Here is a 13,197-nt window from a genome sequence, read left to right as displayed (position 1 = left end):
GAATTCGCGCGGCGCCTGGTGAGCGGTCGATCCCGTCACGCGGTCTTCGCGGGCCATGGTATGACCTGCCCGGACATCACCAGCCGGTCACGGCCGCCGTCCTTGGCGGCGTAGAGTGCGCGGTCGGCGGCGGCGACCAGCGTGCTGCAGTCCATCGTCGTCTCGGACGGAACAGCCGACGCGCCGCCGAGGCTCGCAGTCACCAGCCGGGACGACGGATTTTGCCCGTGCAGCATGGCGAGCTCCTGCAGTGCCCGGCGAATTCCCTCACCGACCTCGGCGCAGCCGTCAGGGCCGGTGTTCGGCAACAGAACAGCGAATTCCTCGCCGCCATAGCGCGCAGCCAGGTCGGCGGGGCGCCTGGCCTGGGCGGATAGAATCCGGCAGAGCGCGCGCAGGCAGGCGTCGCCCGCCAGATGTCCGTAATGGTCGTTGAACTTCTTGAAGTGATCGACGTCGATCAGCAACAGCGACAGCTGCGTGCCGTCGCGCCGGGCACGCGCCCATTCTTCGGCCAGGCGCTCGTCGAATGCGCGCCGGTTGGCAAGGCCCGTGAGGCCGTCGGTCGTTGCCAGCGAGGCGAGCCTGTCCTGAAGATCCTTCTGCTCGGTCATGTCGCGCACGACCGCGACGACGCCGTCGATCGCGCCGCTGTCCGACGCCAGGGTCACGTGCAGCGCCGCCTCGGCCCAGATCTCGCCCTTGTCGCGATGGCGCTGGCGATAGACGAACCGCGCCTCCTCGGCTTCGCCGTTCTTCAGCGCCGCGATGGCCTGATCGACCCGCTCCATGTCGTCCGCGTGAATGCCGGCCAGGGCCGACGTGCCCAGCAGGTCTTCGGCCGGCCAGCCGGTGATGCGCGCGCTGGAGGGAGAGACGTAGAGCAGCCGGTTGTCCAGCGCGATGCGGGTCACCATGTCGCTGGATTGCTCGGCCAACAGGCGGAAATTGGCTTCCTTGGCGATGAGGGCCTGGGCGGTGCGTTGCCGCTGCAGCAGCTGGCCGACAAGATAGTAGCCGATCACCGCAATCAGCAGGACGAGGCCGAGGACGAAGGCCATCCGCGCGGTCGCAGCGCGCCGCCAGGGAGCCAGCACGTCGTCCTGCGACTTGCTCGCCAGCACCACCAGGGGATAGCGGCTGCTGCGCTGGTAGTAGCTCAGCCGCTGCACGCCATCGAGCGGCGACTTGAAATAGTAGACCGCCGCGGCCGGGCGGCTGTCCCACCCCTTGAACAAGGGCGTATTGGACAGATCGCGTCCGACGAAGGCGCCGCTCTCGTCACCGGTGCGCGCCAGCATGATGCCGCTGGTGTTGAGCAGCGAAGCCGAGCCGTTCGGTCCGATGTCGAACCGCTCGTAGAACTTGACGAAATAGCTGACGTCAATCGTGAGCAGGGCAACGCCGGCAAAGCCGCCGTCGGAATCGTTGATCCGGCGGGACGCGGTGATGATCCACTGGCCTCCGGCGCGGCTCTTGACCGGAGGTCCGATCAGCGTGCCGGTCTCCGGCGAGTCGCGGTGGCGCCGGAAATATTCGCGGTCGCTGTTGTTGAGCTTGGAGAAGTCGAGACGCTCGGTCGTGGCAAGCCACTGGCCGCTCGCGTCATAGACGAAGATGCCGCGGATGCGATCCGATGATTTGCGCGTCGGCAGATAGGCCTGCAGCTTTGCGATCGTGTCCGGTCCGGTTCCGTCGAGCTCGAGCCGGTGGACCAGCCCGACCAGGAGCGTGTCGACGAGCTCGAACGTGTCGTCCGCATGCTGGACCAGTGAATGAGCCAGATTGGTGACGTCGACTTCGGCATTCCTGAGATCGGCCTTGCGCGCTTCCCATTCTCGCCAGGAACTCAAGCCCAGGATCGCCACGCAAATCAGGACAACAAACCCTGCCGCCCAGAGCGGAAGACGCGTCTTGCCGAGTTCGCGGCTCGTGACCATCAGGCTTGCTCCAAATCGGTGCAAACCTCTCACTTTGATCTTAACGGCCTGTTGCAATATTTGTGATGATTGCGGCGGACCCGTACTCGACCGGATACGGCTGTGGATATCCCAGTCGCCTTATCTCAGACGAATGATCACCACGCGCCGTGCGTGACTGTTCCGCATGGCCGCCGCGTCAGCCCTCCAGCGTGAAGCCGACGCGCAGGGTCACCTGATAATGGCGCACGACGCCGTTCTCGATGTGGCCGCGCGTCTGCACCACCTCGAACCATTTCATCTCGCGAACGGTCTTGGCGGCGCGGCTGATCGCATTCTTGATCGCGTCCTCGATCGAGGTCTCGGACGATCCGACGAGGTCGAGGATCTTGTAGACGTGATCACTCTCGGTTGCGGGCATGGCTCTTCCCCTGTTTCATCTTGCGGCCGGCCAAGGCGTTTGGTGGCTCGTCCATCGAGCGCCCATGGCGTCGACTCTGAACAAGCGGAGGGCGCTTCGGGTTCCCTGTCCCGCGATGGGCCGCATGCGCGGGCCGAGGTGGAGCCGGCCGCGCCTGCCTGCTAAGCGCTAATGATGGATTCGGCGCGACGCGACAGGACGATCGGCTCTCTCTGCCTCTGCGTGACGGCCTTGGGCTGGGCGTTGAACTGGCCGCTGATGAAGCTGCTGCTCCAGCAATGGCCGCCGCTGTTCGCGCGCGGGCTTGCGGGCGTCTGCGCCTCGCTCATCCTCGGCGCGCTGGTGCTCGGCCGGAAGGAATCGTTTGCCGTGCCGCGAGAGGCCATCCCGCGGCTGGCCTTCGCGACCTTCACCAACGTGTTCGCCTGGATGGGGCTCGGCACGGTCGCGATGAAATACGTCACGGTGAGCGAGGGAGCCTTGCTCGCCTACACCATGCCGATCTGGGCGATGCTGTTCGCCTGGCCGGTGCTGCATGCGCGGCCGACCCTGCGGGACATCTTCGGGCTCGTCCTTGGCGTCGCCGGCGTCACGCTGCTGCTGAGCGGCAACGGCTTCGCTTTCGGCCCCGACAAGCTGATCGGGATTGCGCTGGCGCTGCTCTGCGCCATCCTGTTCGCGCTCGGCAACGTACTCAACCGCAAGCCGCTGCCGATGCCGCCCCTGGTCGTGGTCGCCTGGCAGGTCGGGCTCGGCTGCGCCGCGATGCTGGTCCTCGGCGTGCTGTTCGAGCATCCCGACGTCACCGCGATCACCCCGTTGGGGCTCGGCTGCTTCGTCTATATGACGCTGGTGCCGATGGGCATCTGCTACGTCAGCTGGTTCGAGACGCTGCGCCGTCTGCCGCCGACCACGGCCTCGACCGGCATGCTGATCGTGCCCGTGATCGGCGTGGTTTCCGCCGCGATCATTCTCGGCGAGCCGCTCGGCTATCGCGAATGGACCGCGATGGCGCTCACGCTTGGCGGCGTGACGCTGGCCTTGCAGCGCTCGGCTGCGCCGGCCGATTGACGAACAGGGGATGCCGGTGGCAGTCCGCGACGTATTGCGAGCCGGCGAATAAGCCGGTACGGCTGAGAATGTTGCCGCGCGCTCGGAAGCCGGCAGCAATGCCGCGTGGCCGGGAACGATTTCGGCGATTGGCGGATTGCTGGCGGGCGGCGCACCCAGTGGCGAGGGAGGACATCGTGGCGTTACAGCATGCGAAACCGGGAGAGATCGTCGATTTGCGGCCGCTTGGCGGTCAGTTGAAGGACGCCAAGACGGCGGCTATCGTCAAATCGGAGCATTTCGAGGCGGCACGGCTGGTCGTCCTGGCCGGAACGGAAATCCCGCCGCACAAGGTGCCCGGCAACATCATGCTGCACTGCCTTGAAGGCAGCATATCGCTCGGTCTGGCGGATTCCGCGATCACCTTGCGAGCCGGCGAGTGGGTCTACCTCACCGGCGACGCGATCCACTCGCTCAAAGGCATCGAGGATTCCTCCCTCCTTCTGACGATTCTCTTCGGGACCTGAAGAGGAGCCTCGAAGCGAGGCGCCGACGTCAGCGCCACCAATTGTTCGCCGCCGCGACGGCACTGGAAGTGCACCGCGATCACATGTGACGTCGCGATGAGCTGCTCCGAATCCTGCTCATAGGCGGTCCGCAGGCGTGAACGAACTTCGTCGGAGGGTTGCGTGATCTTCACGCCCATCCTCGAGAGCTTGACCGCGAGTTCGAAGCCGGCCTGCGGAGTGTCGGTCTTCAGCGAGGGAAGCCAATTTTCGCTCATGGCGCGTCTCCTTGGTCGTATCGAACGGAGCCGTTGCACGAGGTATTTGGCTCTCGTCGAGGGAGCTTGTCGACACCGAATTTGGCTGCCGTCCTGGCCGAGGGCGATATCGGAATGGATCTCGCCCTTACATGCCGCTGACGATGTGCTCGGCGACCAATATTACGGATCCAGCTCCGTATCCCAGTAGAGATAGTCCAGCCAGCTGTCGTGCAGGTAGTTCGGCGGAAACAGTCGGCCGTTGCGGTGGAGCTGGTGCACGGTCGGCGCGAACGCGCTCTGGCGCGGAAACATCTTGGCTTGCGCCGGCGTGAGATTTCCCTTGCGCAGGTTACAGGGCGAGCACGCCGCGACCACGTTCTCCCAGGTGGTCTGGCCGCCCTTGCTGCGCGGGATGATGTGATCGAAGGTGAGGTCTTCGGGCGAGCCGCAATATTGGCAGGCGAAACGATCGCGCAGGAAGACGTTGAACCGGGTGAAGGCCGGATGGGTGGTCGGCTTGACGAAGGATTTGAGCGAGACGACGCTCGGCAGCTGCATCTGCAGCGTGGGGCTGTGAACCGCCTGATCGTAATGAGCGACGATGTTGACGCGATCGAGGAACACCGCCTTGATCGCGTCCTGCCACGACCACAGAGACAGTGGGTAGTAACTCAGCGGCCGGAAGTCCGCATTCAGCACCAACACCGGCCAACTGCCTTGCGAGACATGTGCGTTCAAGTAACGCTCCCGGCCTCCAATATACGCTGCGAAGCAGCATGTCCTGACATACTACATGCAGCGTGACGGGATTGTGAAGCCCGTTGAGCGACTTATTCAGGTGCGCGCAATGCGGCGGCGAAATGGCAAAAGCGCTGAAAAAGCAGCGATCCCGAAGGGTTGACCCGGCCAGCGCGGAACCGGCTACCCTGCGCGTCGCCCCCCGCCATGGCAGCTACTCCCGTACCCGCTCCAGCTTCTGCAAGCATCGGCTCGCGCGCACGACGGCCGGCATCTCCTCGTCGGGAAAGCTCGTCTTCCAGTCGGTGACGCCGACCTCGCCGATATAGATGTCGCCTTTCGAATCCAGTGCGATGCCGTGCGGCGCCAGGAATTTGCCGCTGGCAATGCCGGGCCCGTCCTCGCCGCCGAGCCGCGCGATGCGCTTGCCCGTGGCGTCCACGATCGACAGCCGTGGCCCGAGATTGGGTACCTTGCGGTTGACGGCCATGCCGGGGCCGAGCTCGCCGATCACGAAGGTCGGTTTCTTCGGCCCGCCGCAGCAGCACAGCGCGCAGGGGCGATGCAGGTTGTTCCACTGCGTCTCGTATCTACCCTCGCCGTCGAACACCTGCACGCGATGGTTCTCGCGGTCGGCGACATAGACCCAGCCGTCGGCATCGGTGGCGATATTGTGCACGATGTTGAACTGGCCGGGATCGGTGCCGGGCTCGCCCCAGCTCTTGATCAGCTTGCCGTCGGGCGTGAATTTGTGCACGCGCGCATTGCCATAGCCGTCGGAGACGTAGATCTCGCCCTTCGGCGACAGCGCGGTGTGGGTGCAGCGGTGGAAGGGATCGCCGCTCATGAACGCCGCGGGCTTTGCGGGGATGCCGATCGTCAGCAGCACCTTGCCGTCGGTGGTGCATTTGCGCACGGTATGGTCGCCGTCATCGGTGCAATAGAGATTGTCGTCGGCGTCGATGTGCAGTCCGTGCGCGCGCGAGAACAGCCCTTCGCCGAAGCTCCGCAGGAAATTGCCCTCGCGGTCCAGCACCACCATCGGATGTTCGCCGCGGTTGAAGACGTAGATCTGGTCACGGCTGTCGACCGCGACGGAGGCGACGTCGCTGAGCTGCCAGCCGTCCGGCAGTTTCGCGAAATTATCGACGACGCGGTAGCGGTGCTCGCCGCTGCCGAGAATGGCTGGCATGTGTGGTCTCTCCCTGTTCGTCATGCGTTGCGCAATCGTCTCCTCACAATGATCGGGCTTAAGCCGTGCTCACCTCACGCCCCAAAATCCCTTCCTCGATCGCCTTGATCTGCAGTGCGAGATATTTCGAGTTGATCCGGCACTGCGCGAGGCTGCCGGCGATGAACCAGAGGCCGGGCTGCCCGGTGCGCGCATACATGTTGCGCAGCTCGAGGCCGTCGCCGAAGCCCCAGATCGGGCCGACGCGGTCGGCGATGCCATCGCCAAACAGTCTTCGCACGAGATATTCCTGTGGCTTGTAGCCTGTGGAAAGCACGATGAGGTCGGCCGCGATGGTCGAGCCGTCCTTCATCCGCGCGCCGTCGCTCGCAAAACTTTCGATGTCGTCGAACTGCCTGAGGCTGATCTTGCCCTCGACGATCAAATTGGAGCAGCCGACGTTGAAGTAATAGCCGCCGCCGCGGGTGAGGTATTTGAACTGCCACCCCGTTCCGGCCTCGCCGAAGTCAAGCTTGAAGCCGACGCGAGTAAGGCCGTCGAGCAGCTCCTTGTCGAGCTGCTTCGAATGCTCCGTCAGCATCACATGCGTCTTCTTCGCCAGCGGCGTCGGCATCGAGGCGGCGATCAAATCGTTGTCCTCGAGCGTGCCTTCATTGTAGGTGGCATAAGCGAGCTGCGCCGACGGCTCGATGTTGGTGACGAGCGTGGGCGAGCGTTGCACCAGCGTGACTTCGGCGCCGCTGGAATAGAGATCCTGCGCGATGTCGTGACCGCTGTTGCCGGTGCCGATCACGATCGCGCGCTTGCCGGTCCAGTTCTCGCCGTCCTCGTAGCGGCTGGAATGCAACAGCGTACCCTTGAAATTATCGAGGGTCGGAATCGAGGGAATGTTGGCGATGCCGCTGACGCCGGTGGCCATGATCACGTGGCGCGGATGCATGGTGCGCCTGCTGCCGTCGGCACGGAGCAATGTCACCGTCCAGCGTCCGGTCGCCTCGTCATAGGCGCCGCCTTCGAATTCCGTGCCGGTCCAGAAGTTCAGCTCCATCGCATCGACGTAAGCCTCGAACCAGTTGGCGAGCTTGTCCTTGGGGATATAGGTCGGCCAGTTCGGCGGAAACGGCATGTAGGGCAGGTGATTCACCTGCACCTGGTTGTGCAGGGTCAGGGCGTGATAGCGCTTGCGCCAATTGTCGCCGATCCGCGCCTCGCGGTCGACGATCAGCGTGTCGACCTGCAGTTGCTTCAGCCGCGCCGCGATCGCGAGCCCGGCCTGGCCGCCGCCGACCACCAGCACGGCCGGATCGCGCTTCGCGTAATCGCGCGAGGTGTTGCGCAGATCGAGCCAGTTCGGTCCACGGAAATCGCGCGAATAGGCTTGGCCGCGCGGGCGCGAAGTGCCGAGCTGCTCCTCGAACCCCTTCAGCTCGTCGAGCGCGGTGAGTAGCGTCCACGCTTTCAGGCGGTCGCCGTCGGCGGGATCGGGAACGAGCCGGACGATGCCGCTGCCGCGCCCGATCGAGGTTTCGAAATTGAAGATCGCCTCGATGCTGCCGGTGCCGGCGCGCGTCACCTGGCGCGGCGGCGCGCGGTTGGGTGCGATCTCGAACTTGACGGGTAGCGCCTTGGGCGCGAGCGCAGCCAGCGCTTGCGTGATCGCCTCGCGGCCGGCGAGCGTCTGAAGGGTCCAGCTCAGCGCCAGCACGTCGCGCCAAAAACTGTCGGCGAGCAAAAGATGATTCAGCGCGGCGGGCTCGGGCTTGCCGAGCGCGCGCTCGAAATCGTCGAGCCATGCCTGGGTGCAGACAGATGGATCCTTGGTCTTGTCGAGCATGCGCGACCTCGTGGCCGTCTTTCGCGGCGTTTCCTCTGAGGTCGAAGGCTATACCGGATCAGCCCATGCCAAAAGCGCTTTACCCGAGCAGCGAGAGCATGTGCCCCTGCTCAGGCGGAATGCGCCCCTTCAGCGTGTCGAGATAGGCGCGCTGCACGGCCTGCGGTCCGCGGCTCTCGACCACGGTAAGGCATTTCTCCAGAAGCGGTGCAAAGCCCGACCATGCCGCGCCAAAACGCTGCTCGAGGCCGCCGGGTCCCCATTCCTTGGCGCGCTTGCGGATCTGGTCGGGCGCGAAGAACCAGCGCGGCTTCGCGCCGGGCAGCGTGCCTTCCTCAGCGTCGGTGGCGCGGTGCGTCAAACCGACACGCACCGAGCATTTCATCTGGTCGCCGAAATGGTGGTGCAGCTCGGCCCGCAGCGCGCTGCTGCCGGCCATGTCGACGAACGCAACCGGCGCATCCGCCGGCAGGGAGCTGACGCGATCATAGGTGACGACCTCGTCGTAGCAGGGCAGCGAGCCGACGAAGCCGGCATTGCCTGCTGACGTCAGTCCGATCACCTTGCGGCCGCGCGTGTGCAGCAGGTGAGCAAGCCCGAACGCGGTCTTGCTGGAGGCGCTGGAGAGCAGCACGCTGCGCGCGCCAAAATCGTCGTTCTCGGCGAGGAAGTCGTCGACCATGAAGGACAGCATGAACAACGGCCGCAGCAGCGCCTGCAGATCGCCCTGATGGCCGGCGAAGGCCGGATCGTCCGTTGCGCGGGAATAGAAGTTGTAGACCGGCGAGACTTGCTTGCGATGCTCGGCGCCGTCGCGCAGCGCGCGCTTGCTGACGTCGGTGGCCTCGATGACCAGATGCGTCGCCATCGGAAAATAGCCGAACAGCCGCTCGCCCATGGCGATGGCGGGATGTTTCGAGGCGATCACCTCGCCAAATCCCCACACCGGGATGTTGCCAAACCCCTGCGGCGCCGGAAAGATCTGCCAGTATTTCAGCTCGTCGCCCATCACGGCATAGGTGATGTTGTTGGCGGTCAGCGCGAAGCGCTCGACCTTCACCAGCAGTGCATCCGCCGGCAGCGTGGCGGCATCGGGAATGGCGGTCTCGATCAGCTTGAACTGCTCGAGGTCGTTGCGCGCAACGACGAAGTCGGTCGACGTCATGGTGATGGCCTCGGCTTCTTCCGTGCCGGCATCTTCTCCTTGACGCGCGAGGCCTTTGCAACAGCAACATTGTTTGAAACGGCGTTTGCCTCGCCTGCGAGCACGCCCTCGCGCTTCTTCACGGCGCGATAATAGCTCCACCACAGATGCGCCGCCGCGCCGCGCAGCGGACGCCAGAGCTCGGCGAGCGGCGCCATCTGCTTCTCCGTCGGCCGCGCCTGGAGGCCGAGGCCGATCTTGATGGCCTCCTGCACGGCGAGGTCGCCCGCCGGCCAGGCATCGCCATGGCCGAGGCAGAACAACAGATAGACGTCCGCGGTCCAGGGGCCGATGCCGGGCAGCGCGATCAACGTGTGATGCGCGGCGTCGGCGTCTTCCTCGGCGAGCACGTCGAGGTTCAGCCGCTGCGCGCTGATCTCGCGCGCCAGATGCTTCAGCGTCTTGATCTTGGCGGCGGAGAGGCCGAGCCGCCCCAGCCGGTCGGCGCGGGCGCGGCCGACCGCCTCATGGTCGAACGGATCGAAAGCGGCCGACAGCCGTCCCCAGATCGCCGCGGCGCTCGCGGTCGACAATTGCTGCCCGCAGACGATATGGGCAAGCCCCGCGAACCCCGGCTCGCGCCGCCGCAATGCCGGCATGCCCGCGATCTCGAACACCGGCTTCAGGCGCGGATCGCGCTTGATCAGCGCGTGAACGGCCTCTTCGAGATCGGACTGGGTTTCGAGGTGAATGGTCATGGTCACTCAACTTGTCACGCGCGGGCTTGACCCGCGCATCCATCTCCTATCGTAACAGAGTCGTGGAAGATGGATTGCCGGGTCAAGCCCGGCAATGACGAGGTCCCTGCAACCGATGCCACCCGTTTTCCGATTTGCCCCCAGCCCCAACGGCTTGCTTCATCTCGGCCATGCCTATTCGGCCCTGCTGAACTTCGACCGCGCGCGCGAGACGGGCGGCCGGCTGTTGCTGCGGATCGAGGACATCGACGCGACGCGGTGCCGGCCGGAGTTCGAGGCGGCGATTGACGAGGACCTCGCCTGGCTCGGGATTGCGTGGGAGACGCCCGTGCGGCGGCAGTCGGAGCATCTGGCCGACTATCGCGCGGCGCTCGACAAATTGTCGGCGCTTGGCCTCGTCTATCCCGCCTTCGAGAGCCGCGCCGAGATCGCAAAGCTCGTTGCCGCGCGCGAGGCGGATGGCCCCTGGCCGCGCGATCCCGACGGCGCGCCGCTCTATCCCGGCGATGCCAGGTCGCTGCCGGCCGACGAGCGGGCGCGCCTGATGGCGTCAGGCGCGCCTTTCGCGCTGCGGCTCGACATGGCGGCCGCCTGCCGGCGCGTCGCCGGCCTGACGTGGAATGAACTCGGCGAGAAGCCCGGGGGCGAGCGTTTCCCGGTGCGGCCGGAACTCTGGGGCGACGTGATCCTTGCGCGCAAGGAGACGCCGACCAGCTACCATCTGTCCGTCGTCGTCGACGATGCGCTCCAGGGCGTCGGCGAAATCGTGCGCGGCCAGGACCTGTTTCATGCAACGTCCGTCCATCGGCTGCTCCAGGTCCTGCTCGGCCTGCCGGAACCCGCCTATCGCCATCACCGCCTGATTTGCGACGAGGCGGGGCGGAAGCTGTCGAAGTCGAGCCAATCGACCGGTCTGCGCGCCTTGCGCGCGGCCGGGATCACGCCGGCCGGCGTCCGCCAGCTGGTGGGATTAGGTCAAGTTTCTCTGGGGGTTAGCGAAACGTCGCCGTGACTCCGGGTATTTGACCGTGCCATGGTCGAAAAACAGCCCGGGGCCCGAAGGGAATACTTCGAAGGGGATTCATGGCGGCGAAGAAGCGCCCAGCGCGCACCACGCGGACGTCCAAACGGGGGGGCCGAAAGCGGTCCGCACCCGCCGCGGCGGCGCGCAAGCGCAGCACCGCAGCGGCCGGGCCCGACGTGGTCCAGGCGGCGCTCGCCGCCTTTGCCCATGAGGTCCGTACCCCCCTGACCGGCATTCTGGCGATCAGCGACCTGCTCGCGACCTCCGATCTCGGCGAACGGGAGCGGCGCTGGGCCGACACCATCAAGGCCGGTGCCGAGCATCTGGCGAGCCTGGCCACGCTGTTCGTGGATGCCGCCCGAACCGGCAAGGGGGCCGGGAAGAGCGGCAGCACGCTACGGCAGGACCTGTTCGACCTCAGGACGCTCGCGCGCAGCGCCGGCGATTCGCTTGCGGGCCGCGCCGCGGCCAAGGGTCTCCAGGCCCAGGTCGATATCTCCGACAAGCTGCCCGGCCTCGTGGTCGGCGATCCCGTCCGCCTGCGCGCCGCGCTCGAGAACCTGATCGACAATGCCGTGAAGTTCACCGATCAGGGCGGCGTGGCGATGGCGATCGCGCCTGCTAAGGAGAAGGGCAAGGCCAAGACCAAAGCCCAAACCAAGGCCAAGACCAAAGGCCGGGTCAGCGTGGCCTTCGCGGTGTCCGACAGCGGCATCGGCCTGACCATGGCCGAGATCAAGCGCCTGTTCCGCCCGTTCACCCAGGCCAATGTCACCATCGCCTCGCGCTTCGGCGGCGCGGGCCTGGGGCTCTCCTCGGTCAAGCAGTTGGCGCGGGCGATGGGCGGCGACATCACCGTCGCGCCGCGACGCGGCGGCGGCGCCACATTCACCCTGACGGTATCGCTGGACGCCACAGGATCGGGCAAATCGGGCAGGGCCAAGGGCGAGGCCGGAGCGGATGCGGTCGCGGCGCTGCGCGTTCTCAGCGTCGAGGACAATCCGTTCGGCCGCGTCGTGCTCAACACCATCCTGACCGAACTCGGCCATCACGCCGAGTTCATCGGCCGCGGTGAGGACGCGGTCGGCCGGCTCGCGCAGGGCGCGTTCGATGCGGTGCTGATGGACATGGTGCTGCCCGGCATCGACGGTGTCGAGGCCATCAGGCGGATCCGCACCATGGAGACGCCGCTGGCTCAGATCCCGATCATCGGGGTGTCCGGTCGCGGCGAGGACGAGGCCGCCTCGCGCGAGGCCGGCGCCGACGCCTTCCTGGTCAAGCCTGTGTCTCCGCGGGCGCTAGCGACTGCGCTGCTTGAAGCGACACGCCGTGTGGAAGCCGCGACTTGATGATCGCGGCGTTGAGCTCGCCGCCGTAAACGAAGATCGCGGCGATGAAATACAGGAACACCAGCGCGATGATCACCGAGGCGAGCCCCGCATACATCGTCACGTAATTGTTGGCGAAGCGGGCCAGATACTGTCCGAACACGATGCCTGATATCAGCGACGCCACGATGGTGAAGACGATGCCGGGCAGGATCTGGAAGAAGTTGCGCCGTCCCGCCGGGAGCCAGGCGTGGAGGATGATCAGCGCCACCACGAGCGCACCGATGGTGATGCCGTAGCGCAGCCAGGTCAGGATGCTTTCGTTGGATTCGACGAACAGCGGGATATGGCGTCGCGCCGCTTCGATCAGCAGCGGACCGAGCACGATCAGGAACGCCATGGCGAGCGCGGTGAAAGCCGCGATCAGCGTGTAGGCGATCGATTCCAGCCGCAGCCAGTACCAGCGCCGCATCTCGACCACCGCATAGGCGCGGTTGAGCGCGACCCGGAGCGCTTCGACGCCGTTGGAGGCGAAATAGACCGAGAGCGCCGCGCCGATGGTCAGAATGCCGGTGCGCGTGGTGGTCAGCACGTCGTGGACCTCGCCCGAGATCGAATCCGCGACCTGCTTGGGCCAGATCTGCAGCATCAGGCTGGCGGCCTGATCGGCGAGTTCCTTGGAGCCGAAGAAGCCGGCGAGCGAGGTCAGCACGATCAGGAACGGGAAGAGCGCCATCAACGTCGACAGCGCGATGTGGCTCGCGATCGCCCAGCCGTCGTCGGCAAGGAACGTGTAGAACGCGTCCTCCACGACGCAGTAAATGTAGCGGATGGCTTTCACGTGACACCTACACCGCTGCTCGCTCCCCCTGCACGTAGGGAGGGGCCAGGAGAACAGGCAACGGGCGCAAATCGAAAATCATCGCGCTACCATCTGATATTATTGGTCCAAAAGCCAGTTCACGAAGCGCCCCTCTGTCGTTCCGGGGCTCGCGCTGCGCGTTGCCCCGGAATGACGGCGGG

The 13,197-nt window shown here is 65.7% G+C and carries 13 protein-coding genes; 4 read left to right on the top strand and 9 right to left on the bottom strand.

From position 1 onward, the window contains the following. Positions 1-35: 35 nt before the first annotated feature. Together QRQ56_RS29315 and QRQ56_RS29310 are read right to left on the bottom strand one after the other, a co-directional pair. Entirely contained in the window at positions 36-1,940 is a 1,905-nt protein-coding gene (locus QRQ56_RS29315; protein WP_438744672.1) for a sensor domain-containing diguanylate cyclase, read from the bottom strand. Positions 1,941-2,118: 178 nt separating this feature from the next. Continuing rightward, entirely contained in the window at positions 2,119-2,340 is a 222-nt protein-coding gene (locus tag QRQ56_RS29310; RefSeq protein ID WP_438744671.1) for a dodecin, read from the bottom strand. A 174-nt stretch (positions 2,341-2,514) separates the two neighbouring features. Here QRQ56_RS29310 and QRQ56_RS29305 point away from each other — a divergent pair, with 174 nt between their 5' ends. Then, entirely contained in the window at positions 2,515-3,411 is an 897-nt protein-coding gene (locus tag QRQ56_RS29305) for a DMT family transporter (protein WP_438744977.1), read from the top strand. A 128-nt stretch (positions 3,412-3,539) separates the two neighbouring features. Then, complete coding sequence (locus tag QRQ56_RS29300; protein WP_438744976.1) at positions 3,540-3,917, top strand: cupin domain-containing protein; 378 nt, start codon at positions 3,540-3,542, stop codon at positions 3,915-3,917. Here the strand turns inward: QRQ56_RS29300 and QRQ56_RS29295 are convergent. The 6 genes from QRQ56_RS29295 to QRQ56_RS29270 form a co-directional block, all read right to left on the bottom strand. Further along, complete coding sequence (locus tag QRQ56_RS29295; protein WP_438744669.1) at positions 3,836-4,174, bottom strand: hexameric tyrosine-coordinated heme protein; 339 nt, start codon at positions 4,172-4,174, stop codon at positions 3,836-3,838. The genes QRQ56_RS29300 and QRQ56_RS29295 overlap by 82 nt on opposite strands. Before the next feature lie 162 nt (positions 4,175-4,336). Next, positions 4,337-4,894, bottom strand: coding sequence for an HNH endonuclease (locus QRQ56_RS29290; protein ID WP_008142962.1), 558 nt, complete (start codon positions 4,892-4,894; stop codon positions 4,337-4,339). Positions 4,895-5,108: 214 nt separating this feature from the next. Then, positions 5,109-6,086, bottom strand: coding sequence for a peptidyl-alpha-hydroxyglycine alpha-amidating lyase family protein (locus QRQ56_RS29285; protein ID WP_438744668.1), 978 nt, complete (start codon positions 6,084-6,086; stop codon positions 5,109-5,111). 58 nt (positions 6,087-6,144) lie between these two features. Continuing rightward, the gene (locus tag QRQ56_RS29280; protein ID WP_438744667.1) at positions 6,145-7,920 is read right to left on the bottom strand and encodes a flavin-containing monooxygenase; all 1,776 of its coding nucleotides are present in this window, start codon (positions 7,918-7,920) and stop codon (positions 6,145-6,147) included. Positions 7,921-7,999: 79 nt separating this feature from the next. Further along, positions 8,000-9,085, bottom strand: a complete 1,086-nt coding sequence (locus tag QRQ56_RS29275; RefSeq protein WP_438744666.1) for a DUF2855 family protein — start codon at positions 9,083-9,085, stop codon at positions 8,000-8,002. Then, a complete protein-coding gene (locus QRQ56_RS29270) occupies positions 9,082-9,822 on the bottom strand; it encodes a DNA-3-methyladenine glycosylase family protein (protein WP_438744664.1) in 741 nt (246 codons plus the stop codon). The genes QRQ56_RS29275 and QRQ56_RS29270 overlap by 4 nt, the downstream gene beginning before the upstream one ends. A 115-nt stretch (positions 9,823-9,937) precedes the next feature. On the opposite strand from QRQ56_RS29270, the gene gluQRS reads away from it, so the two are divergent. Together gluQRS and QRQ56_RS29260 are read left to right on the top strand one after the other, a co-directional pair. Further along, positions 9,938-10,834: a tRNA glutamyl-Q(34) synthetase GluQRS gene (gene gluQRS, locus QRQ56_RS29265; RefSeq protein ID WP_438744662.1), complete on the top strand. Its 897-nt coding sequence runs from the start codon at positions 9,938-9,940 to the stop codon at positions 10,832-10,834. 71 nt (positions 10,835-10,905) lie between these two features. Further along, a complete protein-coding gene (locus tag QRQ56_RS29260) occupies positions 10,906-12,195 on the top strand; it encodes an ATP-binding protein (RefSeq protein WP_438744661.1) in 1,290 nt (429 codons plus the stop codon). Here QRQ56_RS29260 and QRQ56_RS29255 read toward each other — a convergent pair. Beyond that, positions 12,122-13,015, bottom strand: coding sequence for a YihY/virulence factor BrkB family protein (locus QRQ56_RS29255; RefSeq protein WP_438744659.1), 894 nt, complete (start codon positions 13,013-13,015; stop codon positions 12,122-12,124). The two genes, QRQ56_RS29260 and QRQ56_RS29255, sit on opposite strands and share 74 nt — an antisense overlap. Positions 13,016-13,197 lie beyond the last annotated feature (182 nt).

It is taken from the genome of Bradyrhizobium sp. U531 (assembly GCF_051710265.1).
In the GTDB taxonomy this organism is placed as follows: Bacteria; Pseudomonadota; Alphaproteobacteria; order Rhizobiales; family Xanthobacteraceae; genus Bradyrhizobium.
The sequence above is the reverse complement of the archived record's forward strand: the minus strand, read 5'-3'. Positions and strand labels throughout refer to the sequence as shown.

Bases quoted from the DNA above. Each gene is read 5' to 3' on its own strand.
- QRQ56_RS29280 (WP_438744667.1), bottom strand. From the start codon at position 7,920: ATGCTCGACAAGACCAAGGATCCATCTGTCTGCACCCAGGCATGGCTC.
- gluQRS (WP_438744662.1), top strand. From the start codon at position 9,938: ATGCCACCCGTTTTCCGATTTGCCCCCAGCCCCAACGGCTTGCTTCAT.
- QRQ56_RS29310 (WP_438744671.1), bottom strand. From the start codon at position 2,340: ATGCCCGCAACCGAGAGTGATCACGTCTACAAGATCCTCGACCTCGTC.
- QRQ56_RS29305 (WP_438744977.1), top strand. From the start codon at position 2,515: ATGGATTCGGCGCGACGCGACAGGACGATCGGCTCTCTCTGCCTCTGC.
- QRQ56_RS29260 (WP_438744661.1), top strand. From the start codon at position 10,906: ATGGCGGCGAAGAAGCGCCCAGCGCGCACCACGCGGACGTCCAAACGG.
- QRQ56_RS29295 (WP_438744669.1), bottom strand. From the start codon at position 4,174: ATGAGCGAAAATTGGCTTCCCTCGCTGAAGACCGACACTCCGCAGGCC.
- QRQ56_RS29285 (WP_438744668.1), bottom strand. From the start codon at position 6,086: ATGCCAGCCATTCTCGGCAGCGGCGAGCACCGCTACCGCGTCGTCGAT.
- QRQ56_RS29275 (WP_438744666.1), bottom strand. From the start codon at position 9,085: ATGACGTCGACCGACTTCGTCGTTGCGCGCAACGACCTCGAGCAGTTC.
- QRQ56_RS29270 (WP_438744664.1), bottom strand. From the start codon at position 9,822: ATGACCATTCACCTCGAAACCCAGTCCGATCTCGAAGAGGCCGTTCAC.
- QRQ56_RS29315 (WP_438744672.1), bottom strand. From the start codon at position 1,940: ATGGTCACGAGCCGCGAACTCGGCAAGACGCGTCTTCCGCTCTGGGCG.